General features: G+C 71.3%; 25 protein-coding genes. 11 read left to right on the top strand and 14 right to left on the bottom strand.

The window, feature by feature from the left end; all coding sequences use genetic code 11:
• Window positions 1–43 precede the first annotated feature (43 nt).
• From F6X51_RS02305 to F6X51_RS02295, 4 genes are all read right to left on the bottom strand, one after another.
• On the bottom strand, window positions 44–436 hold the full coding sequence (locus tag F6X51_RS02305; protein ID WP_246696574.1) for a hypothetical protein: 393 nt from the start codon (window positions 434–436) through the stop codon (window positions 44–46).
• A 125-nt stretch (window positions 437–561) separates the two neighbouring features.
• Window positions 562–1311, bottom strand: coding sequence for an outer membrane protein (locus F6X51_RS02300; protein WP_150961599.1), 750 nt, complete (start codon window positions 1309–1311; stop codon window positions 562–564).
• A 29-nt stretch (window positions 1312–1340) separates the two neighbouring features.
• Complete coding sequence (locus F6X51_RS27675) at window positions 1341–1481, bottom strand: hypothetical protein (protein ID WP_191969990.1); 141 nt, start codon at window positions 1479–1481, stop codon at window positions 1341–1343.
• Between the two features lie 5 nt (window positions 1482–1486).
• Window positions 1487–1840 carry a hypothetical protein gene (locus F6X51_RS02295; RefSeq protein ID WP_150961598.1) on the bottom strand — a complete coding sequence of 118 codons (354 nt, stop codon included), beginning with the start codon at window positions 1838–1840 and terminating at the stop codon, window positions 1487–1489.
• 141 nt (window positions 1841–1981) lie between these two features.
• On the opposite strand from F6X51_RS02295, the gene F6X51_RS02290 reads away from it, so the two are divergent.
• Both F6X51_RS02290 and F6X51_RS02285 read left to right on the top strand, forming a co-directional pair.
• On the top strand, window positions 1982–2833 hold the full coding sequence (locus tag F6X51_RS02290) for a DUF6502 family protein (RefSeq protein ID WP_150961597.1): 852 nt from the start codon (window positions 1982–1984) through the stop codon (window positions 2831–2833).
• Between the two features lie 11 nt (window positions 2834–2844).
• On the top strand, window positions 2845–4188 hold the full coding sequence (locus tag F6X51_RS02285) for a DUF5666 domain-containing protein (RefSeq protein WP_150961596.1): 1344 nt from the start codon (window positions 2845–2847) through the stop codon (window positions 4186–4188).
• Between the two features lie 8 nt (window positions 4189–4196).
• Here the strand turns inward: F6X51_RS02285 and F6X51_RS02280 are convergent, their stop codons facing one another.
• From F6X51_RS02280 to F6X51_RS02255, 6 genes are all read right to left on the bottom strand, one after another.
• A complete protein-coding gene (locus F6X51_RS02280; protein WP_150961595.1) occupies window positions 4197–5528 on the bottom strand; it encodes an ATP-binding response regulator in 1332 nt (443 codons plus the stop codon).
• A 13-nt stretch (window positions 5529–5541) separates the two neighbouring features.
• Complete coding sequence (locus F6X51_RS02275; protein ID WP_150961594.1) at window positions 5542–6723, bottom strand: FIST N-terminal domain-containing protein; 1182 nt, start codon at window positions 6721–6723, stop codon at window positions 5542–5544.
• A 140-nt stretch (window positions 6724–6863) separates the two neighbouring features.
• A complete protein-coding gene (locus F6X51_RS02270) occupies window positions 6864–7835 on the bottom strand; it encodes an FAD:protein FMN transferase (RefSeq protein WP_150961593.1) in 972 nt (323 codons plus the stop codon).
• Between the two features lie 11 nt (window positions 7836–7846).
• Window positions 7847–10009, bottom strand: a complete 2163-nt coding sequence (locus F6X51_RS02265; protein ID WP_407658432.1) for a 4Fe-4S binding protein — start codon at window positions 10007–10009, stop codon at window positions 7847–7849.
• Between the two features lie 113 nt (window positions 10010–10122).
• Entirely contained in the window at window positions 10123–11133 is a 1011-nt protein-coding gene (locus F6X51_RS02260; protein ID WP_150961847.1) for a YVTN family beta-propeller repeat protein, read from the bottom strand.
• 32 nt (window positions 11134–11165) lie between these two features.
• A complete protein-coding gene (locus tag F6X51_RS02255) occupies window positions 11166–12404 on the bottom strand; it encodes an ABC transporter substrate-binding protein (RefSeq protein ID WP_150961592.1) in 1239 nt (412 codons plus the stop codon).
• 194 nt (window positions 12405–12598) lie between these two features.
• On the opposite strand from F6X51_RS02255, the gene pedF reads away from it, so the two are divergent.
• The 6 genes from pedF to F6X51_RS02225 all read left to right on the top strand — a co-directional run bounded on the left by pedF (window position 12599) and on the right by F6X51_RS02225 (window position 18344).
• On the top strand, window positions 12599–13027 hold the full coding sequence (gene pedF / locus F6X51_RS02250) for a cytochrome c-550 PedF (protein WP_246696573.1): 429 nt from the start codon (window positions 12599–12601) through the stop codon (window positions 13025–13027).
• A 26-nt stretch (window positions 13028–13053) separates the two neighbouring features.
• Entirely contained in the window at window positions 13054–13929 is an 876-nt protein-coding gene (locus F6X51_RS02245; protein ID WP_150961591.1) for a substrate-binding periplasmic protein, read from the top strand.
• Window positions 13930–14298: 369 nt separating this feature from the next.
• Entirely contained in the window at window positions 14299–16068 is a 1770-nt protein-coding gene (locus F6X51_RS02240; RefSeq protein WP_150961590.1) for a PQQ-dependent methanol/ethanol family dehydrogenase, read from the top strand.
• A 262-nt stretch (window positions 16069–16330) separates the two neighbouring features.
• Window positions 16331–16984, top strand: a complete 654-nt coding sequence (locus F6X51_RS02235) for a response regulator (RefSeq protein WP_150961845.1) — start codon at window positions 16331–16333, stop codon at window positions 16982–16984.
• A gap of 264 nt (window positions 16985–17248) precedes the next feature.
• Complete coding sequence (locus F6X51_RS02230) at window positions 17249–17917, top strand: transglutaminase-like cysteine peptidase (protein ID WP_150961589.1); 669 nt, start codon at window positions 17249–17251, stop codon at window positions 17915–17917.
• Between the two features lie 94 nt (window positions 17918–18011).
• Window positions 18012–18344: a hypothetical protein gene (locus F6X51_RS02225; protein ID WP_191969989.1), complete on the top strand. Its 333-nt coding sequence runs from the start codon at window positions 18012–18014 to the stop codon at window positions 18342–18344.
• Between the two features lie 125 nt (window positions 18345–18469).
• On the opposite strand, the gene F6X51_RS02220 is transcribed toward F6X51_RS02225, so the two are convergent.
• On the bottom strand, window positions 18470–19015 hold the full coding sequence (locus F6X51_RS02220; protein WP_150961588.1) for a MucR family transcriptional regulator: 546 nt from the start codon (window positions 19013–19015) through the stop codon (window positions 18470–18472).
• 686 nt (window positions 19016–19701) lie between these two features.
• Here F6X51_RS02220 and F6X51_RS27670 point away from each other — a divergent pair.
• Entirely contained in the window at window positions 19702–19863 is a 162-nt protein-coding gene (locus F6X51_RS27670; RefSeq protein ID WP_191969988.1) for a hypothetical protein, read from the top strand.
• Window positions 19864–20009: 146 nt separating this feature from the next.
• Here the strand turns inward: F6X51_RS27670 and F6X51_RS02215 are convergent, their stop codons facing one another.
• From F6X51_RS02215 to F6X51_RS02205, 3 genes are all read right to left on the bottom strand, one after another.
• Window positions 20010–21191, bottom strand: coding sequence for an ABC transporter permease (locus F6X51_RS02215; RefSeq protein WP_150961843.1), 1182 nt, complete (start codon window positions 21189–21191; stop codon window positions 20010–20012).
• Between the two features lie 31 nt (window positions 21192–21222).
• Window positions 21223–21663, bottom strand: a complete 441-nt coding sequence (locus tag F6X51_RS02210) for a DUF4112 domain-containing protein (protein ID WP_150961587.1) — start codon at window positions 21661–21663, stop codon at window positions 21223–21225.
• 261 nt (window positions 21664–21924) lie between these two features.
• Window positions 21925–23079: an aminotransferase gene (locus tag F6X51_RS02205; RefSeq protein WP_150961586.1), complete on the bottom strand. Its 1155-nt coding sequence runs from the start codon at window positions 23077–23079 to the stop codon at window positions 21925–21927.
• Window positions 23080–23444: 365 nt separating this feature from the next.
• On the opposite strand from F6X51_RS02205, the gene F6X51_RS28850 reads away from it, so the two are divergent.
• Complete coding sequence (locus F6X51_RS28850; RefSeq protein ID WP_281407616.1) at window positions 23445–23579, top strand: hypothetical protein; 135 nt, start codon at window positions 23445–23447, stop codon at window positions 23577–23579.
• Window positions 23580–23891: 312 nt separating this feature from the next.
• Window positions 23892–25322 (top strand): MdtA/MuxA family multidrug efflux RND transporter periplasmic adaptor subunit, encoded by a 1431-nt coding sequence (locus F6X51_RS02200; protein ID WP_150961585.1) that lies wholly within the window; start codon window positions 23892–23894, stop codon window positions 25320–25322.
• Window positions 25323–25392 lie beyond the last annotated feature (70 nt).

Here is a 25392-nt window from a genome sequence, read left to right as displayed (position 1 = left end):
CATCCCGGGGCCGGCGCCCGATCGGCGCGCCCCGGGTTCCGCCTCAGTCGAGGCAGGGCAGCAACAGGGCGCCGTCCGAGACGAACTTCGCCTTGTCACGGATCGACCGCGGGGCCGCCGGGTCGAGGGCGACGCGGCCCGCCTCCACGTGCAGGCGATCGTGGCAGGCGCAGTGCGGAAGATCCCCCGGCGGCGGCGTGCAGGCATCGTGATGCATGCAGGCGACGTCGAGGGCGTCGATCGGTGGGTAGCCCGGTCCGCGATTGCCCGGTCCGCAGAAGTTGCCGTGGATCAGCAGGGCGCCACGGGCCGTATCGATCCTGGGCAGGTCCTGCGCGGCGGCCGGCGCGGTCGTCGTGACCGCGCCGGCCGCCATGGCGGCAACGGCCGCGACGCGGGTGGCCGCAAGGAGGCGGTCGAGGAGAGGAGCAGTCAAGGCGGGTCCTTCCGGACAGGTCCTCTCGTTACGGTTGAGAGGCCCCTTCGCCCGCCAAGATGGGTCACGGCCGCGCTGCGGCAACCGATCCGCACCGCACCGCACACGAAGCCGTGCCGGCGACCTCAGAACCGGTAGTTCAGGCCCACCCGCACCACCGCGAAGCCGGGATCGACGCGGCCGAGGCCGTAATAGGCCGGGATCGTGGCGTCGTAGGTCGCCGTGCCCGAGGCGCGCTGGCGCAGGTTGACGTAGAGCGCCTCGATCCTGGCGGAGAGCTTGTCGGTGAAGGCGTATTCGAGCCCGCCGCCGACCGCGTAGCCGGTGCTGGTCGTGCCCGGCCGCGTGCCGGAATAGGCCGAGGCGTCGGACGCGGTCGAGCCGCCCCCGTAGGCGAAGCCGCCGGTGCCGTAGATCAGCACCCGGTCGAAGGCGTAGCCGACGCGGCCCCGCACCGTGCCGAAGTAATCGAGGCTCGGGCGCACGCTGTAATAGGGAGTGGTGCCGAGATAGGCCGCGTCGGCCCTGGCGAAGGCCGTGCCCTGGATGTCGGTCTCGACGCCGACCACGACGCCCGAACCCGGCGTGAACTGGTAATTGTAGCCCGCCTGGGCGCCGCCGAGGAAGCCGCCCCGGTCGCGCGAGCCCTGGCTGACGCTGCCGTAGGTCGCGTCGGTGAAGCTGCTCGGCGCGCCGCGCAGGCCGTAGCCCGCATTCACGCCGAGATAGAATCCTGTCCAGGTGAAGGCCGGCGGGAGGGGAAGCGGTGGCGGGCTCTGGCGGAGCGGCAGGTCGGCCGCACGCGCCGGGGCGAGCCCCGTGGCGGATCCGAGGGCAGCGAGGCCAAGCAGGACGGCCGGAATCGGCTTCAGCATCGTGTGTCTCATGGTTGGGCGGTCCCGCCTCACAGCGCCAGCATCAGCAGGCTGACGATGGTGACGGCGAGGATCAGGCAGATCGCGAGATCGAGGATCCGCGTGCCGCCGCAGGGATCGGAATCGTCGGGGCGGCGCATCACCGCGCTCGGGAGGGAGGCCGGGTTCATGCGCATCACCGCGGGGAGGACGGGTCGGTCGGGAGGCTCGCCCTCAGGATGAGGCCGGCCGGCGGGAGGGCGGTGGAGCCGGCCTCGCGTGCGAGCCGGGTGACCGTGGGATGTGCCGCCGCCGATCCGCCCGAGGGGACAAGCGAACCGGCGGCGGCCTGCATCGCCCCGGCCGGTCCCGCGCGGTGGACCTTGTCCGCGAGGGTCATGCCGAGGACGGGCAGGGCGAGCGCGGCCAGGCAGAACAGGCCGCGGCGAAGGGGGGCAAGACCGGACGTCGTCGACACTTGCCGCGGCGGGTCGACGAGGCGCATCGGCGGGAGTGAAGGGGCGAACAGGTTGAGCTTCGTCTCGGGCATCGACGTCGTTCCGTGGGAAATTTGACCACGCTTGAGAGATACGTGTGTAAAATTCCCACGTCAATCGGATTTCGGTGATCCGGCGTGCGTTCGCACACGATGTGGGATTGTGTCCCACGGGCGGCGATCTATGGTGCGCCGATGTCCGAGATGCCCGACACGTCCCCCGAGGGGGCAAGCCTGCATGCCCCGGTGGCGCGCCTCTTGCGCCCGCTCGTGCGGCTGTTCGTGGCCCGCGGCATCACCTTCCCGGCGCTCATCAATCTCCTGCGCGAGCTCTACGTGAACGTGGCCGAGTACGATTTCGCCCTGCCCGGCAAGGAGCAGACGGATAGCCGCGTCAGCCTGCTCACCGGCATCCACCGCAAGGAGGTCCGGCGCCTGCGCGGGGCGGGGGCGCCGGTGAGCGCGGTGCCGGCGGTGGTCTCGCGCACGAGCCGGATCATCGCCCGCTGGCTCGCCGATCCGCACTTCACCGACGGGCAGGGGCGGCCCCTGCCGCTGCCGCGGGCGGGCGAGGACGGCGAGGTCTCCTTCGAGAGCCTCGTCTCCGGGGTCACCCGGGACCTGCGCCCCCGTGCCGTCCTCGACGAGTGGCTCGACCGCGGGCTCGCGCTGCTCGATCCGCAGGGCCGCATCGTCCTGGCCGAGGCGGCCTACGTGCCGAAGGGCGGCGGCGAGCCGCAGCTCTACTATTTCGGGCGCAACCTCCACGACCACATCGCCGCGAGCGTCGCCAACATCATGGGCGAGGCGCCCCGCTTCCTCGAGCGGGCCGTGCATTACGACGGCCTCTCCGCCGAACTCGCCCGGCACCTCGAGCGGCGCGCCCGCGAGATCGCCATGGAGGCCCTGGCCCAGGCGAACCGCGAGGCGCATGCCGCCTGCGCGACCGATCCGGGCGGCGACCACCGCTGGAATTTCGGCCTCTACGTCTACGCGGAGGAGGCGCCGCCGCGCCGGGCTCCCCAAGGCTCCGGTGACGCCGCGTGAGACATGGCCGCGTGCGTCCGCCCGCCCCGTCCCGTCGCGACCTGCTGCGCCTGCTCGCCGGGCTCGGCGGCGCCCTGCTGCCCCGGACCGGCCGCGCCGCGCCGGACGCGCCGATCCGCGACCAGGGCATCGGCGGCACCGGCGCCCGCCCGGAGGGGGGCTCCCGTCCGGAGGGCGGCAACGAGGGCCCCCTCGGGGAGGGGGACCGCGGCATCGGCGGCACCGGGGTGATCGGCACGATCCGCCGCTTCGGCTCGATCATCGTCAACGACCTGCGCATCGCCTACCCGGCCGACGTCGCGGTGCGCATCGACGGCGCCCCCGCCCGGGCCGGCGACCTCAGAATCGGCCAGGTGGTGCGGGTCGTCGCCCGCGAGGCCGGGCGCGGCCTCGCGACGGGCCGCATCGAGGTCACCAGCGAGGTGGTCGGCCCCGTCGAGGCGGTGACGCGGGGCGGCCTCACCGTGCTGGGGCAGCGGATCTCCACCGCGGGGCTCAAGGGGCGCTGGTCCGCGGGTGACCGGGTCGCCGTCAGCGGCCTGCGCCGGCCCGACGGCGTCGTCGTCGCCAGCCTGATCGAGTCCCGCGCCACCGGCCCCGCGCAGGTTGCGGGCCCGGTCCGGCGGGGCCCGGACGGCGCGGCGATGATCGGGGGGCTGCGCTTGGAGGGGATGGAGGCCGCCCTCGTCGGAAGCCGCGCCCTCGTGACCGGCGAGCCGGCGGCGGGCGGCCTGCGGGTCGCGAACGCGACGGAGGCCGGGGCGCTGTTCGTACCGGGCCTGCGGCGGGTCTCGATCGAGGCCTATATCGGCCGCAACGGCGACCGGCTCGCCCTCGGCTCGGGCATCGGCGTCGCGGGCGGGGCCAGCGCCGACGTGCCCCGCCGCGGCAGCGTGCGGGCCGTGCTGACCACGGACGTCGCCCGCGACGGGCGCCTGACGGTCGAGCAGCTGCGCATCGACGACCGCCGTCCGCCGGGTGGCTTCGAGCGCGGCCCGGAGCGCGCGCCGGACGGGCCCGGCCGCTTCGACCGGGCGCCGGACCGGCTCGACCTGCGCCACGGCCTGCCCGGCACCGGCCCGAACGGCCCGGGCGGCGGCCCGTCTCCGCGCGGCCTCGAGATCGACACCCGGCCCTCGCCGGGCGACCGGCCCGGCGGCTTCGGGGGCGGGGGAGGCCCGGGTCCCGGCGGTGGGCCGGGTGGAGGAGGTCCGGGCGCCGGTCCGGGGGGATTCGGCGGCCCGGGTCCGGGCGGTCCCGGCGGCTTCGGGGCGCCCGGCGGCGGCCTCGGGGCGCCCGGCGGCGGCCTCGGGACACCGGGCGGCGGCCCGGGCGGCTTCGGCGGCCGCCGCTGACGGGGGCGTCAGGCCAGCATGTAGGTGAGGAGGGAGCGCAGCTGCGCCGGCTTGATCGGCTTGTGCATCAGCTCCGCCCCGATCCCGGCGACGCGGCCCTCGATCTCGGAGGCATAGTCGGCCGTGGTGACGATCACCGGCAGGGCGGCCTGGGTCAGGTTGCGCAGGTAGGCGGCGACGTCGAGGCCGCAGGCCCCGTCGTCGAGATGGTAGTCGAGGATGAGGAGGTCCGGGGCGACGCTGCCCGCGGCCACCCCCGCGGCGACGCCCGCGAGATCGCGATAGGCCGAGACCTGCGCGTCCCAGTTCTGCAGGAGCCGCTTCAGGGCGTCGGCGGTGGCCTGGTCGTTCTCGACGATGAGGATGCGGGCGCCCGTCAGCCGGGTCGCCACCGGCATCGCGTGGGCGGGCGGCTCGGCCTGGGCCGAGCCCAAAGCCAGCGCGAGGGAGATGCGGGTGCCGTGGCCCGGGCGCGAGGCCAGGGTCAGCGGGTGGTCGAGGGCCTGCGCCATGCGCCGCACGATCGAGAGGCCGAGCCCGAGGCCGGGCTCCTCCGGCGATCCCCGCCCCGCCCCGCCGCGGTAGAACTCCTCGAAGACGAGGTCGCGCTCGCCGTCGCCGATGCCCCGGCCGGAATCCACCACGTCGATCCGGCAGCCCTCCCCCCGCCGCCGCGCGGCGAGGAGCACGCCGCCGCTCTCGGTGTAGCGGATCGCGTTCGAGACGAGGTTCTGCAGGATCCGCTGGAGCAGCGCCACGTCGCTCATCACCACGAGGTCCGGCCCGCGCACCCGCAGGCGCAGGCCCTTGCGCGCGGCGAACGGCTTGAAACTGCCCGCGATCGTCGCGAAGAGGTCGCGCAGGCAGACGGGCTTCACCTCCGGCCGGACGATCCCGGCATCGAGCTTCGAGATGTCGAGGAGGGTCTTGATCAGGTCCTCAATGGTCTGCAGTCCGCGCTCGACCTGGTTCGCGATCGTGGCGGCCTCGGGCCCGAGGGGCAGGTCGGCCAGCGCCGAGACCGAGAGGCGGGCGGCGTTGAGGGGCTGAAGCAGGTCGTGGCTCGCGGCCGCGAGGAAGCGGGTCTTCGAGCGGTTGGCGGTCTCGGCCTCCTCCTTGGCGGTGGCGAGCGCCGCGTTCGAGCGCTCGAGCCGGTGCATCAGCCCGGTCAGCTCCTCGGTGCGGCTGCGGACGCGGCCCTCCAGGGTGATGGCGGTCTGGAACAGCGAGTAGGCGCCGCCCTGCTGGTCCATGTTGCGCTCGACATGGGCCATCAGCGCGGCGTTGATGCGCTCCAGCTTCTCGATGCGCCGCTCGAGGGAATCGGGGGTGGCGAGCATGCGCGGGTGCCGGTCAGGCGAGGCCGGCGGGCGCCGGCACCCGGCCGATCGCGATGCCCGTGAAAGTCTGGTTGAGATGCATCGCCCGGTACTGCTCGCCGTAGGTCTCGAAGCCGACCACGTTGTAGCGCCGGTAGAGTTCCGCGATGCCGTGGCGGACCTGACGGCTCTCGGCATCGAGCCGGCGCAGCACGCACTCGAAGCCGATCACGAGGTCGAGGCCGCCGAGGGCCTCGTCGAGGCGGGACAGCTCGGCGCGCGTCGCCGCGACGATGTCGCAGGGCTGAGCCAGCGTCAGCACGACGCCCTCGTCGACGGCGCAGAAGAAGCTGAGCGAGCCGTCCGGGTTCATCCGCCGGATCGAGCGGCAGAAATACTCGCCGCCGATCTTCACCGCGAGCGGGTAGGCGGCAAAGCTCATCGGCGAGAGGCCCTCGGGATCGAGCCCGACCGCCATGGCGTACTCGCGGGCGGCCGGCTCGGCGTTCAGCTCGTGGACGACGCGGCCCTCGTTGTCGGAGGCCGTGACCACGAACTTCGTGCTCGTCGGCTCGAAATTGTCGCTCTTGAAGATCTGGACCGGGAAATCGGTCTCGACGAGGAGCAGCACCGCGGCGTCCCGGTGGATCGCCCCATCGTGCAGCAGCACCGTGTCCCGGAAGGTGAGGTCGTCCCCGGCCGAGCCGCCGACGAGGGGGATCCCGTCGAGCGCCCAGGCGATGGCCGAGACCACCGTCTCCTCCGCATCCGTGAGGCCGTCGATCAGCGAGAGGGCGAAGCGCCGCTCCCGCCGGTCGTCCGGGCCGTGCGGCTCGAGCGTGCGGCGCAGCGACCGGACGGCGGAGGCCGTGCGCTCGACGTCGAGATGCCCGATGGCGTCGAGGACCGTCGAGACGATGCGGAAGCCCTTGGCCGGGAAGCCGATGACGACGAGCCCCCGGTCGAGGCCGCCCGCGGGGGAGAAGCCGCCCGACATGGTGCAGCCGGCCGTCGCCGCGCCGGGGAAATGCGCCTTGAGCGCGCGGTTGAGGGCGGCGGGCTCGTAATCGGGGGAGAAGAACACGACGAGCTGCGCGATCTCGGCCCCGCCGATCGCGTCCGCGATCTCGGAAACAGCCCGCGCGGCATCGGCCGCGCCGGTCCACGCCGTCCTGATTCCGCACAGATGCGCGCGCATCTGCGTGCCCTGATCCACGTTCCACTCCCGTCATGTGCTGGGCTTGGATGCCCGCTCTCTTATGCGGGGATTATGTCGAGCGGTGCAGTTGCGCGCAACCGGACCTCGACGGCGCGGATTTACTGACCCGGCACGGGCTCCGCGGCCCCACCGAAGGCTCAGGATTTCCGGGTGAACCGCGCCGCGCAGCCCGGATAATCCGAGACGAGGCGCTGCCCCGCCGCCGGCCCGAGCACCATCGCGGCCGTCGAGAGGCCGTCGGCGAGGAGGCCGGTCGGGGCCGTCACGGTGACGCTGGACAGGGCCGCCGGCGAGCGCCCGGTGGCGGGGTCGAAGATGTGGTGGTCGGCATGGTCCGGCGAGAAGCTCGTGGCGTAGTCGCCGGAGGTCGAGGCGAAGCCCGAGAACGGCGTGAGCACCTCGGCGATCGCGTGCGGCGCGCGCGGGTCGGCGAGGCCGAGGCGCCAGGGCGTGCCGTCCGGATGCTGCCCGCGGGCGCCGAACTCTCCCGTATCGACGAAGGCGTCCGCGATGCCGTGCGCCTCGAGGACGGCCATCACCCGGTCTGCGGCGAAGCCCTGGACGAGGCCGTTGAGGGTCAGGCCCATGCCGGGCTCGAGGCGGATCGCGTCCGGCTCGAGCCGGACGCGGCGCCAATCGACACTGGCGGTGGTCTCGCGCAAGGCCGCGTCCGCCGGGCGCCCGCCCCGGGCGGCATGTCCGGCCCAGAGGGTCCAGAGGGGCTGCACGGTCGGGTCGAAGGCGCCCCCGCTCGCCGCCGCGAGGTCGAGGGCGAAGCGCAACTGCGTCACCAGGAGAGGATCGGGCGCGCGCAGGATCCCGTCGCGGTTGAGGCGCGCCAGCGCGCTGTCCGTCCGGAACAGGCTCGCGGCGGCCTCGACGGCGCGGATCGCCCGGAACCCCTCCCGGAGGGCGGCCTCGAGGTCAGCCTCGTCGCGCCCGGCGAGCGTCAGCGCCACGGTGGTGCCGAGTGCGAGGCCGGCACGGGTCCGCGTCGCGAGCCCGCGGCCCGCCGCGAGGCTGCGGAACGCCGCGCTGCCGCCGAGACCGGCCGCCGCCGCCAGGGCTCCCACCGTGCCGAGGAGCAATCTGCGTCGCCGCATCGGCATGCGCGGCCCCATCATTCCGCCGCCACCGGCCGCGGCGTCAGCCTCCGGCCGCGCTTGCGTGCCACGACCTGCGGCACGCATTGGCGCGGGTCGTGGATGATCGTGACGCAATCCATGCACTGGAAGCACTCGGCGTAATCGACCGCCCCCGAGGGCGCGATGGCGCCGTAGCGGCAGCGGACCTTGCAGAGCTGGCACGGCGAGCCGCACTCGGCCCGCCGCGGGATCCAGTCGAGGATGCGCAGGTGCCCGGCGAGCGCGAGGCCGGCCCCGAGGGGACAGAGGTAGCGACAGAATCCCTTGTAGACGAAGAGGTTGAGGACGATCAGCCCGGCCGCGTAGAGAACGAAGGGGCTCGATCTCACGAAGGAGAGGGTGATCGCGGTCTTGAAGGGCTCGGCCTCCGACAGGCTGTCGGCGAGCGGGGAGGCGAGGGCCGCCGCCCCGAGGATCCCGGCGAGCACGGCGTATTTCACGAGGCGCAGCCCCCGGTCGAGCCGCGGCGGCACGGTGATCTGGCGGATGCGCAGGGGCCCTGCCGCCCAGGCGGCGAGTTCCTGCAGGGCGCCGAAGGGGCAGAGCCAGCCGCAGAAGGTGCCGCGCCCCCAGATCACCAGGGTCGCCAGCACGAATCCCCAGAGCAGGAGCGAGGGCGGATCGTAGAGGAGGAAGCTGAGGTCATGCGTCGCCGCCGCGGCGCGCACGAGGCCCACGAGGGTCAAGACCGAGAGCTGCGCCTGCGCGTACCAGCCGATGAACAGGAGCGTGAAGGCCAGGAAGGCGAGGCGGAACGGAGTGAAGCGGCGCTGGTCGGAGACGAGGCCGCGCTGACGCGCCAGCACCGGCACGAGGAGGCCGAGGGAGGCGGCGATCAGCCCGAGCTCGACGCCCCGCGCCCGCCAGGATTCGATCCAGCTCGGGCCCGCATCCGGCGTCTCGCGGGTGAACAGCGCCGCCGGCAGGGCGTAGGGTGCCGAGATCTCCTGGGCGATGCGCTCGACCAGGATCTGGCCCCGCTCCCGCACGATCTTCTCGGTGAGGATCCAGGGGGCGCCCGGATCGAACCCCGCCTGGCTGCCGATCCGCAGGATGGTCCAGGGGCCCGAGGGCAGGCCCTCCATGCCGGCGCCCCGGCGCTCGATCGCCATGTCGCGAGCGTTGATCGTCAGGCCCTCCTGCTGGATCGAGAGGCGATCCGGGACCGAGCCGAGCACGAAGTCGTCGCCGAGCGGATTGAGGGGGCCGGCGCTCACCACCATGACGGCGTGGTCGCCGGGGCCGAGCTCGCGCATCAGGGCGGCGTGGCGCACCTCGCCGAGGAGGTTCCGGCCGATCGAGGGAGCGTTGAGGTAGGCGATGACGAGGTCGCTGAGGACCGCCTCCGGCGGCCCTTCCGAGGATCCCTCCACGGAGGTGCCCTTGAAAGCGGCCTCCGCCTCCGCGTTCGTCACCGTGAAGCGCTTCACGTAGTCGCGCTCGAGGAGTTGGCGGTAGCTCAGGGGCTCGAACAGGTCGGGCTTCGCCTCGACCTTCAGGCCGACCTGGGCCGCCGCCCCGAAGCCGAGCTTCCGGCGGGCGACCGCCAGGGAGGCGGCCAGGATCGATTCGTTGATCACCCGCGTCGAGGCGGTCGCCATCGAGACGCCGTCCACCACCGCCTGGGGTGCGGCCCCGCCCGCCCGCGCGTTCGGCCGTCCGACCCGGATCGCGCGGCGGGCCGAGAGGCCGACATACTGCTCCACGAAGGCGAAGAGCGGCGCCTCGCCGAGGCCCTCGAGGAAGACGGGCTCGTGGTGGGCGATCACCCGCACGTCGCGAAAGCTCCCGTCGGGCGCGAGCGCGATCAGCAGGTCGGGCGGCGTGCCGCCGAAGCCCGGGATCGGCGCGAGATCGATCGACTCGAAGGCGTAGGCGAAGACCTCGTAGGACCCGGCCTCCTGCTTCAGGATCGGCCAGACCGGCGCCGCCTCGTCCTTCTCGCCGACGACGAGGGGCGCGGGGAAGAGCTTCTCCAGGCCTGCCCGATCGAGGCTGCCGGCGGCGGCGGGCAGGACCCAGAGCAGGGGGATCCAGAGCAGAGGAACCCAGAGCAGGGCGAGGAGGCCCAGCGCCCTGCCGGCCCGCGGATGCCCCGCGGCGGCACCTCCGCCCGGCCGGGGCCGCCGATGCGGCAGGATCCTGCGCCGCCGGCGGTCCCGGATCGCATGCCCGCCGCGCGCCTGTCGGGCTCCGGGCTCGCCCGGAAGCGACGCTTGGTCCCGGGGGACGATCGGCGCCGGATTGCGCCTCACGGCTCGGCGCCGGCGGAGCGGTGCGCCGCGCTCGGGCGCACGGCGGCGCCCCAGGGGAAGCGGCCGACCTTGATGCTCTTGAGCGCCTTGGCGGCCGCCACGTCGATGACGGTGACGTCGCCCGAGACCCCGTTCGTGGTCAGGAGCCGGCTCTCGTCCGACGTGAAGGCGAGATGCCAGACCCGGCGCCCGACCAGGATGTAGTTCAGCACCTTGTAGGTCCGGGCATCGATCACCGCGACGCGGTCGGAGGGGCCGAGCGCCACGAAGGCGAAGCGCCCGTCCCGGGTCAGGGTGATGCCCACCGGCTGGATCCGGTCGCCCGCGATGCCCTTGATCTCGAACCCGATGGTCTCGGCGACCTTGCGGGTGGCGACGTCGATCACCGCCACCGTGCCGCCGATCTCCGAGGAGACCCAGAGCTTGGTCCCGTCCCGGGTGAACTCGGCGTGGCGCGGGCGCTGGCCGACCGGCGTGGCATCCACCGCCTTGAGGGAGGGCACGTCGATCCAGTGGACCATGTTGGTGGTCTCGGAGGTCGTCACCGCGATCCGGCCGTCCGGGCTCACCGCCATGCCCTCGGGCTCGATGCCGACATCGATCTGGGCGAGCACCTTGCGGGTCTCGGCATCGACCACGGTCGTGGTCGCGTTCTCCTCGTTGGCGATGAACAGGGTGCGGTTGTCGGGGGCCAGGGCGAACTGCTCCGGGTCCTCGCCGGAGGGCAGGTTGTGCAGGAGCCGCCCCGTCTCCGGGTCGATCACCTGCACGGCGTCGGAATCGCTCGCGCAGACGAAGAGTTGGCGCCCGTCGCGCGAGAACACGATGCCGCGCGGGCGCCGCCCGACCGGGAAGGTGCGGACGACCTCGAAGGTCGCGGTGTCGATCACCGAGACGCTGTTGTCGCGCTCGTTCGTGACGAAGATCTCCTCGGCCCGCGCCGCGCCGGCTGCGAGCCCGAGGGCCAGGGCCAGACCCGGGAGGAATGGGAGAGGGGACAGCGTCATCGGGACCTTGCCGCGTCCTGTGCGTGAGCGGATCATCCGGCCCCTCCCGTGAAAGCCCGGCAGGCGCTCTCGGGCGCGTCGAGGCCGAGGGTGTCGAGGTCGGTGCGGTGGTGGAGGAAGCCCTCCAGCGGCGCGCTCGCCACCACGGCCCCCGGCCAGAGCAGGAAGACGGGCTGGCGCAGCTGCCCGTTCCAGGGCCGGAAGCTCAGGGGGCGCCCCTTGAAGCCGCCGACCTCGAAGCGCGGCGAGCGCATCAGGGCCTGGATCGCCGTCGGGTCGCCCGACCTCAGCTGCACCGCCGCCTCGCCGATGGCGTGGACGGCGAGCCAGCCGGCGTAATCGATCGGGCGCATGGGCCGGCCGGCGAGCTTGGTGAAGCGGCCCTGGAGCTGCACCGCCGCCCAGGCCTCGACCGGCCGGCCCCAGGCGGCGGGGGTGAGCCCCTGCGTGCCGACGACGGGCCGGGGCGAGGCTGTGTTGTAGACGAGGTTCGTGCCGAAGCCGTTCTGTTCGTCGGCCACCGCCACGACGTCGTGCTCGGGGCCCCGGGTGACCAGGGCGAACTCGCGCAAGGCCGTGTCGCGGATGTCGGCGCCGTGCACGTCGAAGCGGGCCTCCGCGACGATCCGGGCGCCGAATTTCTTGGCGCTGCGGCGCAGGGCCTCGGCGTAGAGCGCGTCCCCCGGCTCGGGCCCCGAGATGAGGAGGATCCGGGTCCAGCGCTTGAACGCCAGAAGCTGCACGAGGGCGTCGGCCAGCATCGCCCGCGAGGGCAGGACGTGGAGGAGCCTGGCCCGGCAATCCGCGTCGCGCAGGCGGGTGTCGGGGGCGCCGACATTGAGGAAGAGGGTGTCGCGCGCCTCCGGCAGGTCGGCGAGCGCCAGCACGTCCTCGGCCGGCGCGTTGACGACGAGGAAACGCGGCTGTCCGAGCGCCCGGAAGGCCGCCGCCAGATCCTCGCCGGGCTCCACCACCTTGCTGGCGAGGGTGAAGCTCAGGGAGACGAACCGGCCGGTCGCGTTCGAATCCTTCAGCCCGAGCCCGGCTCCCCGGGCCCCCTCGTCGCCGGGGATCGGATCCTCGTTGTTGAGGGGCGTCGGCCGCTCGATGCGGCGTTCGAGGTAGTGGATCGCGACGGGCGGGGCGGGGTCCGCCGCCGCGGTGTCGCCGAGGAGCGCGAGTCCGAGGAGGCCGGCGCCGAGCGCAGCGAGACGGGCCGGGGCGGCGTGCCGCCCGGCCGGGCCGTGTCGACGCTCTCTCTCAGCCCGCATCGCGGCCGTTCTCGCTTCCACCCTGTGGCCTGTCGTTGCGGCGACGATAGGGTGAAATCGGGGCGCGCCGGTATTGGACGAAGGTGCACTTCCTTTCGATCCGACCGCTCCGTACCAAAGTACAGTGTACCAAAGCACAATGGGTTTGGGCCGACCCGCTTGATACCGTCCCCGCAAGATCAGGAGGAAACGGTATGTCGAAGCTCCCCATGCTGGCGGGGAGCGCGCTCGTCGCGCTCGGCCTCATGCTGTCGGCGCAGGCCGTGCGCGCCCACGGCGACGTCCAGCCCCAGCCCGTCGACACCACCGGCCTCGACGCGCTCGGCGACGATTGGCGCGGCGAGAACCCCTATCGGGGCAACGCCAAGGCCATCGCGATCGGTGATTCCGGCTACAATCAGAACTGCGCCCGCTGCCACGGCCTGCAGATGATCTCCGGCGGCCTCGCGCCGGACCTGCGCTACCTCGACAAGGGCCAGGAGGGCGACACCTGGTTCCAGGAGCGCGTCCGCCACGGCGCCATCATCAACGGGATGACCAAGATGCCGGCCTTCGAGGGGACTCTCTCGCAGGAAGCCCTCTGGGCGATCCGCAGCTATATCGAATCCAAGCACGAGGATTGAGGGCGCCGAGGGGATGGGCTGACGCGATGCGGGCGATCGAACATGTCGGAGCCTTCCTCCGGCGCCACCTCGGGCTCGTCGCCTGCGGCCTGCTGCTGGCCGCGCCGGCCCAGGCTCGGCCCCTCGACGAAGTCGTGGCCTCCGGGACCGTCCGGGTGGCGCTCTACGGCGACAACGCCCCGTTCTCGAGCGAGGAGGCGGGCCGGCCGCGCGGCATCGACGTCGATCTGGCCCGCGCCGTCGCCGAGAAGCTCGGGGTCAAGCTCGACCTGCGCATCGTCGATGCGGGGGAGAACGTCGACGGCGATTTCCGCCTCAATCTCTGGAAGGGCGACCTCGCCGGCTCCAGCCTCGCGGACCTGATGCTGCACGTGCCCCACGACCGGGAACTCGCGACCCGCAACGAGCAGATCTTCCTCACGAGCCCCTATTTCGATCAGCACCTCGCCTTCGCCTACCGGAAGGGCAAGCTCGAGGGCTTCGACGCCCTCAAGGACATCGAGGGCCAGGCGGTCGCCGTGGAGGGCGCGAGCGCTTCCGACCTGATGCTGCTCACCGCAGAGGGCGGCCGCTACCGGCAGAACCTCAAGCATTTCCGCGCCTTCGACGAGGCGGCCAGGGCCTATCTCGCCGGAGAGACCACGATCCTGGCCGGCACCCGCGCCAATCTCGAGGCCGCCCTCAAGGCGGGGGGGGCCGCGCCCGAGGCGAATCCGGTCGTCGAGGTCGCGGTCCCGGGCCTGGTCAAGACCCGCTGGGAGATCGGGGGCGCGGTGCGCACCGATTCCCGCGATCTCGCCTACGCGGTCGGCGACGCCATCACGGCCCTGATCGCGGAGGGGCGGCTGTCGGCCATCTGCGCGGCCTACGGCGTCAGCTTCACGGCCCCGAAGGGCTACTGAGGCGGCTCGGGCCGGGGTAGCCGGATCGCGCCGCCGGCACCGGGCCAGGGCGCTGCACCGACCCAGTTCCGCGGCCGGGCGACCGGTTTCGAGGGACGATGGCGCGTTTCCGCTCGATCGAGACGGGTCGAGACGCCGGATCGACCAGTCGATCACCCCGATCGTTGCTGCATCTGCGAGATGTCCGGCGTCGAACGCAGTACCGAGGCCGCAGATTTTCTTAGAAAAACCGAAGAACTTCGACCAAAGGCCAATAAGACATCGTTGCGCTTCGCCCTACGCTGGTCTCAAGGGGCGCCTTCGAATCGAGGGACCAAGCCCTGACGGCGCCGAAGAATCGGGCCGCACGACCATGACGGAGGACATGCCATGAGACTGAGACATCGGTTCCTGTCGGCGGCGGGGGCGACGGCGCTCCTCGCCGGCGCGACCGCGATGCCCGCCCTGGCGGAGGGCGTGAGCGAGCAGGACATCCTCAACGACGCCAAGACCACGAACGACGTCGTCACCTACGGCCTCGGTCCGCAGGCCCAGCGCTACAGCCCGCTCAAGACCCTCAACCGCGACACCATCAAGGGCCTGGTGCCGGCCTACTCGTTCTCCTTCGGCGGCGAGAAGCAGCGCGGCCAGGAGAGCCAGGCGCTGGTCAAGGACGGCGTCCTCTACGTCACCGGCTCCTACTCGCGCCTCTACGCCATCAACTCCCGCACCGGCGAGAAGCTCTGGGAGTACAACGCCCGCCTGCCCGAGGGCATCCTGCCCTGCTGCGACGTCGTCAACCGCGGCGCCGCGCTCTACAAGGACAAGGTCATCTTCGGCACCCTCGACGCCAAGCTCGTCGCCCTCGACCAGAAGACCGGCAAGGTCGTGTGGAAGAAGGACATCGACGACTTCAAGGCCGGCTACAGCTACACCGCCGCGCCGATCATCGTGAAGGGCAAGATCATCACCGGCGTGTCGGGCGGCGAGTTCGGCGTCGTCGGCCGGGTCGAGGCGCGCGACGCCGACACGGGCGAGATCGTCTGGCAGCGCCCGGTGATCGAGGGCCATGTCGGCACGCTCAACGGCAAGCCCTCGACCATGACCGGCAAGGTCAACGAGACCTGGCCCGGCGACATGTGGAAGTTCGGCGGCGGCGCCACCTGGCTCGGCGGCACCTACGACCCGGAGACCAACCTGATCTACTTCGGCACGGGCAATCCGGGGCCGTGGAACTCGGCCCTGCGCCCGGGCGACAACAAGTGGTCGGCCTCGCGCATCGCGCTCAACCCGGAGAACGGCGAGATCGTCTGGGGCTACCAGACCACCCCGCATGACGGCTGGGACTATGACGGCGTCAACGAGTTCATCCCGTTCGAGCTGAACAAGGGCGGCAAGGCCATCAAGGCCGGCGCCACCGCCGACCGCAACGGCTTCTTCTACGTGCTCGACCGGACGAACGGGGCGTTCGTCTCGGCCACGCCGTTCGTGAGCCAGATCAACTGGGCCAAGGGCATCGACGACAAGGGCCGGCCGATCTACGACGACGCCTTCCGCCCCGGCGATCCGTCGAAGTCCGAGGACGGCAAGAAGGGCAAGAGCGTATTCGCGGTGCCGGGCTTCCTGGGCGCCAAGAACTGGATGCCGATGGCCTACAGCCCGGACACCAAGCTGTTCTACGTTCCCTCGAACGAGTGGGGCATGGACATCTGGAACGAGCCCGTGAACTACAAGAAGGGCGCGGCCTATCTGGGTGCCGGCTTCACCATCAAGCCGATCTTCGAGGACCATATCGGCTCGCTCAAGGCGATCGACCCGGCCTCCGGCAAGACCGTGTGGGAGTACAAGAACAAGGCTCCGCTCTGGGCCGGCGTGCTGACCACCGCGGGCAACCTCGTCTTCACGGGCACGCCCGAGGGCTTCCTCAAGGCCTTCGACGCCAAGACCGGCGAGGAGGTCTGGAAGTTCCAGGTCGGCACCGGCGTGGTCGCCTCGCCGATCACCTGGGAGCAGGACGGCGAGCAATGGGTCGGCGTCGCGGCCGGCTGGGGCGGCGCGGTGCCGCTCTGGGGCGGCGAGGTGGCCAAATCCACCGCCGGCATCAACCAGGGCGGCAGCTTCTGGGCCTTCAAGCTGCCGAAGACCCTGGCCTCGCGCTGAGGCGGGGCTCGATCGCGCGATAGCAGTTCGCCGCCGGGGCAGCCCTCCGGCGGCGGATATGCTAAGGTCCCGGAACGCGGGCGGTTTTCTCAACACCCGCTCGCGTTCCGAGGCCGCCGGCCCCTCGATCGACGCGTCCGCGCCGGTCGAACCCGCACGAGTGTTTGCGCGCCGCAGGAGTGTTGTGTTGGACCGAAGCTCCACCGGGCAGGACGCCGTGATGCCGGGCGCGGGGGCCGAGGACGCCGCGGGAGGGGCGGCCATGCAGCTCTTGATCGTCGATGACCATCCGCTGTTCCGCGACGCGCTCGCCAGCACCATCCGGCTGACCTATCCGGACGCGACCCTGCACGAGGCCGACGGCATCGAGGGCGCCTGCCGGATCCTCGCCGCCCATCGCGGCATCGACCTCACCCTCCTCGACCTCTCGATGCAGGGCGTCAGCGGCTTCGACGGCCTCGTGACGATCCGCACCCGCTTTCCCCGCGTGCCGATCCTGATCGTCTCGGGCCATGAAGATCCGCGCATCATGCGCGAGGCCCTGCACCACGGCGCGGCCGGCTACGTGCCCAAGGCCGTCGACAAGACCACCCTGACCCGCGCCATCGCGGACGTGCTCAGCGGCGCCCTCGCGATCCCGCCGGAACTGGCGCATCCGGGTCCGGCGGCCTCCAAGAAATCCTCTCTCGCCGAGCGGGTCGCGCGCCTGACCCCGCAGCAATTGCGGGTGCTGATGATGATCCGCCAGGGCAAGCTCAACAAGCAGATCGCGCACGAATTGCAGGTCGGCGACTCGACCGTGAAGGCCCACGTCTCCGAGATCCTGCGCAAGCTCGAGGTCATCAGCCGCACGCAGATCGTGATCGAGACGGCGCTCCTCGACTTCGACCAGATCCACAACACGCATGCGGGCTGAGGCCCGCGATCCGGTGCGCCTCCGCCGCGCGCGCGCCTGACCGCGCCGCCGCGCCCGCTCACCCATCCGAGATCCGAAATCGTCGCTGGGGGCCGGGCCTTCTCCGGGCCGGGGCCTTGCCGCGTCTGCGGCCCCCGGTCGCCGGGCTCGGGATAACCGGGGCAGTTGCGCACAGCGTTAACCCAATCTGAATCACCCCGATTGCGGTGGGAGCCCGGGCGTGAGAGCTTCGTTAACGAAAGCTTAACGGGTTGGGCCACGGCGATGCGGTTCGCGATTTCCAAGGGGCGGGATGCGGTGTCGGGCAGAAGGTCCGCTCTGCGCAAGGTCGTCGCCGGGCTCGCCGTCGCGGCGGGCCTGCTCGCCGCCCCCGCCGGTGCCCAGACCTTCGCGGCCCTTCCGAGCGTGCCGAGCGCCGCCACCGCCTCCGGCGAGGCCAAGCCGATCTCGGCCTGGGTGGCCTTCTGCCAGGCCTATGCCGCCGAATGCGCGGTCGACCGCAACGAGCCCGCGAGCATCACCCTGACGCCCGCCATCTGGAACACCGTCGTGGCGGTGAACAAGCGGGTGAACAAGGCCGTGCAGGCCATGACCGACATGGACCACCTCCACGTGCCGGACCGCTGGGACCTCGCCGAGGACGGCATCGGCGATTGCGAGGACTTCCAGCTCCTGAAGCGCCATCTCCTGGCCGAGGCCGGCTTGCCCCGGCGCGCCATGCGGATGACCGTGGTGATCGACGAGAAGGGCGAGGGCCACGCGGTCCTCACCCTGATCACCGACCGGGGCGACATGATCCTCGACAACAAGACCAATACGATCCTGCCCTGGCGGCGCACCGGCTACACCTTCATCAAGCGCGAGAGCCAGGACAGCGTCGCCTGGGTCTCCCTCGGCCGCAGCCTCTCCCCCGTGACGACGGCCAACCGCTGAGCGTTCCCGATCCGGGACGAGCCGGACGGGGCGCGGTTAGGGGAAAATTCAGCGTGCGGGCGCGAGGATGCGGCGCTTCCGGAGCCGCCCGCGCATGACGATCCGTCCCCTGGTTCTGGCCGCCGCAATCGTCGCCGGCACGCTGCCCGGCCTCGGTCCCGTGCCGGCCTTCGCGGGCGCGGTCGCGGAGCTGCACGGCGCCTGGCGGGGCTGCCTGCATCGCAGCTTCGGCCTCCAGGCCTCCCTCTCTGGCCGCATGCCCGCCGCCGACGCGGCCCTGCGCACCTGCCGCGATGCGGAGGAGGCCTACCTTGCCGCCCTCTCCGCCTCTCCGCTCCTCGACGGAGACGACGTGGCCCGGGTGCGTCCGGCCCTGCTGATGCGGGCCAGGGACTGGCTCCTCGGCCGACGCCCGTCGCCGATCTAGGCGGGCGGCCGGGCTCCGGGCCCGGTGCGGGGACCGCGTTCGCCGCGCGCCCTCGGATCACCGCGCCGTCGATGGCAGCCGCCTTGCGGGCGCGACGCCGCGCCGACGGCCGAACCTGGCCTCGCTCAGGCGGCCGCGGCCGTCTTGCGGCTCCCGCGCCCCTTGCCGGTCGTGCCCGCGGCCGCCCCCCGGCGGCGCCCGCCCGTCTCCTTCGGGGCCTCGGGGGCCTCGGCCGGCTCCTCGACCTCCGCGGCGCTGCGGCCGGGCTGGCCGAGTCCGAGGCTCTTGGCGAGGGCGGAGCGCTGGGCCGAGTAGTTGGCGGAGGTGGTCGGGTAGTCGGCCGGCAGACCGAAACGCTCGCGGTAGCTGTGCGGATCGAGGCCATGCTTCGTCAGGTGGCGCTTGAGGGTCTTGTACGACTTGCCGTCGATAAAGCTCACCAGTCCATCCGGACGGATCGACTTGCGGACCTGCGCCGGCGTGGGCTTCTCGACCGCATCCGATTCCGGGCGGGCCGTGCCCGCAGCAAGTCCATGCAGAGCCTCGTGGACGCTGGTGATCAGGGCCGGCAGATCGGCTGTCGGAATTGAATTGTTCGCAACATAGGCCGAGACGACATCGACGGTGCGTTCGATATGCGTGTCGTGCTGTGTTTGTTCACCGTCCGACATTTTCATGATCCCTTACCTGACGTCCCCTCTGGCGGGAAGTTATGACACTATCCAAGGAATGCAAGCAGGAAGCTGTTAAGATACAAATGCAAGGCAGGATTGATCGTTGAAATTCTCGCCAACCGCCCGGACGACCTGTTCTGAATTCCTATAAACAATAAGCAAATCCTCATGGAAATTCAGAAAAATGTTGCTCATTGTACGGTTTTGCCACTTCAACGCTCTGACATTAGTGCCCAGATGGCTCCACGGCTCCGCCACTGAGGGCCGCGACATTGATCGATCCGGGCCGTCATCCCGGCTAGCCTGTTGAGGATCAGGACCACACAGCATTCGCTCGGGGAATCCGATAGAGGGATTGCGCAGACCCATGATCGGCCCGCCGAGAATGTCTTCGTTCCTTCAATACGGATTCGGGTTGAACAGAAAAATTTCAAATGAAATCGTAGTGATCATCACGATGCCTCGGTGTTCGGCCTCGGCAAGAGATGCTGGTTTCTCGAAATAACAGTTCCGTCCCGATTTGTTCGGGGCAGGTATCGGGTCGCAGGGCCGCAGCATTCGGCTGTGAATTTTTTGCGCGATGTTGGGAAGCAACCCATCAATTCGATTAGTGGTTGTGTCCACACGCCCATCATCAGTCTCGCTCGACCTGAGCGAGCTGGGCCATTCCGAGGAAAGCTCCCATGAAGCTGTTCGCTGCTGCCGGTGCGATCGCACTGCTTCTCGCAACACCCGTTCTGGCCCAGGGCCGCGACCCGCACAGCTCCTCCGGCGCTGCCGGCAACGCCGAGCAGAACAACAAGCCGCAATCGAACTCCGCGGGCGGCGGCGCCAGCGGCAAGTAGGAGGTCGGCGCCGAGCGTCGAGGAGGGGAGCCAGGGCGGCCCGACCACGCGGCTCGTCCGGCCCCGGCCGCCCGGCCACGCCGCCGAGCGGCGTGGCCGGTATCTCCCTCCACCCGTTCCCGCGCGCCATCTCGCGCCGGGGCGGCCTACCGGAAGGTCTTGCGCGGGTCGAAGGCGTCCCGCACCGCCTCGCCCGCGAAGATCAGCAGGCTCAGCATCGTGGCGACGACGGCGAAGCCCGTCAGCCCGAGCCAGGGAGCCTGGATGTTGTCCTTGCCCTGGGCGAGCAGCTCGCCGAGCGAGGGCGAGCCGGGCGGCAGGCCGAAGCCGAGGAAGTCGAGCGAGGTCAGCGTCGTGATCGAGCCGTTCAGGATGAAGGGCAGGAAGGTCAGGGTCGCCACCATGGCGTTCGGCAGGAGGTGCACCGCCATGATGCGGATGTTCGAGAGGCCGAGGGCACGCGCCGCCCGCACGTACTCGAAATTGCGCGCGCGCAGGAATTCCGCCCGCACCACGCCGACGAGCGCCACCCAGGAGAACAGCAGCAGGATGCCGAGCAGCACGAAGAAGCCCGGCGCGATGAAGGCCGAGATGATGATGATGAGGTAGAGGGTCGGGATGCCGCTCCAGACCTCGATGAAGCGCTGGAACGCGAGGTCGACCCAGCCGCCGAAGTACCCCTGCACCGCACCCGCGACGACGCCGATCACCGAGGAGATCAGCGCCAGGATCAGCCCGAACAGCACCGAGATCCGGAAGCCGTAGATGACGCGGGCGAGGACGTCGCGGGTGGTGTTGTCGGTGCCGAGCCAGTGCCACTCGATGTCGCGGCAGCCCGTACCCCCTCGCCTCTCGGCGACGGGCCGGCACTGTGCGTCGTCGAGCAGCCAGGTCGGCGGGGAGGGGGAGGGCGTCGGCAGCCCGGTCAGGATGGTGTCGTAGGAATAGGGGATCGGCGGCCAGATCGCCCATCCGTTCTCGGCGATCTCCCGGCGGGTCTCCTCCGAGCGGTAATCCGTGCGCGCCAGGAAGCCGCCGAACTTCTCGTCCGGGTAGTCGATCAGGACCGGGAACAGGATCTCGCCCTTGTAGGAGGCGATGATCGGCTTGTCGTTGGCGATGACCTCGGCGAACAGGCTGAGGCCGAACAGCCCGACGAAGATCGCGAAGGACCAGAAGCCGAGGCGGTTGCGCCGGAAATTGGCGAGCCGGCGCCGGTTCAGGGGCGAGAGGCCGCGCCGGGTCGCGGGCGCCAGCACGATCGGCTGGGCGCCCGGCATCGGCGCCGAGACGGCCTCGGCCTCCCCGGGGCGGGCGACCTCGTTCATCGTCTCCGCCCCCCGGTCCTCGGCCACGCGCTCATCCGTCGATGCGGAATGCCGTGCCCTCGATCTCGTTCGGACGCAAGCCGCCGGTGCGCTCCAGATGGCGGCGCAGCAGGCGCACGTTGCGCCGGTTCGCCTTGAAGGCCGCGTCGAACAGGTCGCCCGCGAGGGGCACCACGCCCACCATCCCGTCGAAGGCGACGTTCAGGGCCATGCGGGCGAGGAGCCAGCGCGGCACGCCGAGGCGCTTGGCCTCGTAGACGATGTAGGACGACATCAGCATGCCGGCGAAGTCGCCGACGATCGGCACGAGGCCGAGCACCGCGTCGATGCCGACGCGGCGGTTGGTGCCCGGGATCAGGAAGGCCGAATCCAGGAGGTGGGCCAGCTTCTCGAGGCGCGCGAGGCTCGCCTCGCGGCTCATGTCGGCGAAGGGAAAGGCCGGGTTGGCCCCGCCCGCCGGCCTGAAGGCCATCGCGGGATCCCGGGGCGCGGCGCGGAAGGACTCGAAAGCGGTCATGGGGAAGGATGTGGCCCCAGCCCCCGGTCTCGGCAAGGCTCGGCTTGCCTGGCGGGCGGCGAAGTTTGCGGTCAAGATCAGGGCCAAGATCAGGGCCAAGATCAGGGTCGAGATCAGGGTCGAGGTCAGGACCATGCGCGTGAGCGAGGTCTCGCCCGCGAAGGCCCGGGACGCGCGCGGGCGGCCTCATCCGGGCCTCCCGCGTGCGAGTCTCCCTCATGCGGACCTCCGGGGCAGCGTCGACATCCGCTCCAGGGCCGCGTCGAGGGTGGCATCGCCCTTGGCGAAGCACAGGCGCACCAGGGTGCGGATCGGGCTCCGCGCGTAGAACGCGCTCACGGGGATCGCCGCGACCCCGTGGCGGCGCACCAGGGTCTCGCAGAACGCGACGTCGTCCGGGAAGCCGAGATCCGCGATGTCGATGTTGAGGAAGTAGGTGGCCTGCGAGGGCAGCACCGGCACCCCGAGGGCGCGCAGGCCCTCCGCGAGCCGGTCGCGGGAACGGGCGAAATCCCGGCGCATCCCGGTGAAGTACGCGTCCGCCTTGGCGAGCCCGTAGGCCACGGCCTCCTGCAGGTTCGGGGGCGTCGTGAAGGTGATGTACTGGTGCGCCTTGGCGAGGACGCGCATCAGGGGCGCCTCCGCCATCACGAAGCCGACCTTCCAGCCCGTCAGGCTGAAGATCTTGCCGGCCGAGCCGATCTTCACCGTGCGCCCGCGCATGCCCGGCAGGCTGATCAGGGGCCGGTGCCGGCGGCCGTCGAAGACGACGTGCTCCCAGACTTCGTCGCAGACCGCCACCACGTCGAAGCGCTGGCAGAACCCCGCCAACAGCGCGAGGTCCTCGTCGCAGAACAGGGTGGCGCTGGGGTTCAGGGGATTGTTGAGGAGGACGACCCGGGTGCGCGCCGAGAAGGCCTCGGCCAGGGCCTGCGCGTCGAGGCGGAAGGCGGGCGGGCGCAGGGTGACGATGCGGGGGACGCCGCCGGCCCGGCGCACCAGCGGCAGGTAGGCGTCGTAGAGCGGCTCGAACAGCACCACCTCGTCGCCGGGCTCGATCAGGGCGAGCAGCGCGCCGGCGAGCGCCTCGGTGGCGCCCGAGGTCACCATCACCTCGGTCTCGGGGTCGAGGGCGAGGCCCTGATGGTGGGCGTAATGTGCCGCGATGGCCCGGCGCAGGGCCGGCAAGCCCATCATCGGCGGGTACTGGTTGTATCCGTCGCGCAGGGCCTCGGCGCCCCGGGCACGGATGTCGGCGGGGCCCGGATCGTCGGGGAAACCCTGGCCGAGATTGATCGCCCCGGTCTCTCGGGCGAGGCGCGACATCACCTCGAAGACCGAGGTCGGCAGATCGGCGAAGACCGGGTTCATGCGAGAAATTCTGCCGTGATGTCCGAAACTTGTGCGGTCGTGGCGCCCTCCGTGGAGACGCCTGCGGGCGGGCAGTATCACGATCGCTCCGCCCGGCGAAGCGTGCGCAAGCGCACGTCGCCGATCCCGGCGCGGCTCGGACCGAGTGACGAATGTTGACATTCATCACTCGTGAGATAGGTTTCCGACACACGGCTGGTACGGCCTTCGCCTGGATGGAACTCCGCCCCCTCGTTCGATCCCAGTGAAGTGCCGTTCCGGTCGTGGAGAGGGCCGCCAATTCGTTGGCGGCCCTTTTCGCGTGTGCACCTCGCCCCCCGGCCGCTACAACGGGCCCCTCGCCGAACGATTCCGCTGCGCGCCTCATGCGAACCTGCCTCGCCCTCGCCCTCGCCATCGGCGCCCTCGGGGTGGCCCTGCGGCTCACCATGCCGGTCGCGCCGGTGGATGAGCCTTTTCGCGATGTGGTGCGTTTCTACCGCTCGCTCGAGCGCCCCTGACGGTATCGCCCTGGCGGCAGCAACACCTTGGAAACGTCGGTGCCGTACTGAGAACGTATTGCGCGGGCATGGAGCGGACCCTGGGCAATCCTGCGCCGGGGCGTCTCCACGAAGATGCCGCACGCGCGATTCTCCTAGGAATCTTGTACAGAACGAAATGCGCACGACGTCTGATCGGAAGGCGGTCTCGACGGACAACCGGCCTCCGGTCCCGGTGCAGGGCGGATACGGGCGACGATGCAGGACGGGCCGCCGCGGGGCATCCGCAGACCTTCGGGATCGCTCGCCGGCAGGCGCTCAGGTTAAGCAGGTATGAACGAGAGCTCACCCATCCGGACGGAGACGGCGCGCGAGATCCCGGTGGAATCGCCGCCGGCCCGCACGACGCGCCGGCGCAGCCGCATCGGCCGCTGGCTCCTCGTGCTCCTTCTCCTGATGGGGGCGGGGGCGATCGGGCACCGCTGGTACGACGCCTCGAAGACCCAGGTCGCGGGTGAGCCGGGCGCCGCCAAGGGCCGCGGCGCCGGGCGGGGCGGGCGGCATGGCGGCGGCGGCGAGCCGGCCCAGGCCGTCGGCATCGCGAGCGTGGTCGCGGGAGACATCCCGGTGGTGCTCCAGGGGCTCGGCACGGTCACGCCCCTCGCCACCGTGACGATCCGCTCGCAGATCAGCGGCTACCTCACGGAGATCGGCTACCGCGAGGGCCAGATGGTCAAGAAGGGCGACTTCCTCGCCCAGATCGACCCGCGGCCCTACGAGGCGCTGCTGGCGCAGTACCAGGGCCAGCTCGCCCGCGACCAGGCGCTCCTGCAGAACTCGAAGCTCGACCTCGCCCGCTTCCAGCGCCTCGTGCAGCAGGACTCGATCTCGAAGCAGAACGTCGACACCCAAGGAGCCCTCGTGAAGCAGAACGAGGGCACGGTCGCGGCCGACCAGGCCCTCGTCGACCAGCAGAAGCTCAACGTCGCCTATACCCGCATCACCTCGCCGGTCGACGGCCGGGTCGGCCTGCGGCAGGTGGACCTCGGCAACTACATCACGGCCGCCTCGACCAGCATCGTGGTGGTGACGCAGCTCCACCCGATCTCGGTGCTGTTCACCCTGCCGGAGGACGACGTCTCCCGGGTGATGCGGCAGGTGCGGGCGGGGGCGAAGCTGGTGGTGCGCGCCTACGACCGGGGCGACGCCAACGAGATCGGCACCGGGGTGCTCGACACCGTCGACAACCAGATCGACACGACGACCGGCACCGTGAAGCTGCGCGCGATCTTCCAGAACGACGACGAGGCGCTGTTCCCGAACCAGTTCGTCAACGCCAAGCTCACCGTCGACACGGTGCGCAACGCCCCCGTGGTCCCGACGGCCGCGATCCTGCGCGGCACGCCGGGCACCTACGTCTACCTGATGGACGGGGACGAGAAGGTCGCGGTGCGCCCGATCAAGGTCGGGGAGACCGACGGCACCCGCACCGCCGTCACCGAGGGCCTCAAGGTCGGCGACCGGGTCGTGACCGACGGCACCGACCGCCTGCGCGACGGCGCCGGCGTGCGCATCACCGGCGGCCCCGCCGCCCCGCCCGAATCCCCGACTGGCGACAGGGCGGCCGATGAAAAAGCTTCTGGCGACAAGGCTTCTGGCGACAAGGCTTCGGGCGACAAATCGGGGGCCGACAGGGCCGCGGCGGGCGAGACGCCGCCCCGGGAGCGCAGGCAGGGCCGCCGCGAGCGGCAGCCGGCGCCGTGAACCCGTCCCATCCAGGCCTCTCCGTCCCGAGGGCGTGGTCGATCGCGGATCGCGCAGCCCCTCGGGCTGC

This window comes from Methylobacterium planeticum, assembly GCF_008806345.1.
In the GTDB taxonomy this organism is placed as follows: Bacteria; Pseudomonadota; Alphaproteobacteria; order Rhizobiales; family Beijerinckiaceae; genus Methylobacterium; species Methylobacterium planeticum.
This window is presented reverse-complemented; position numbering and strand designations above follow the sequence as displayed.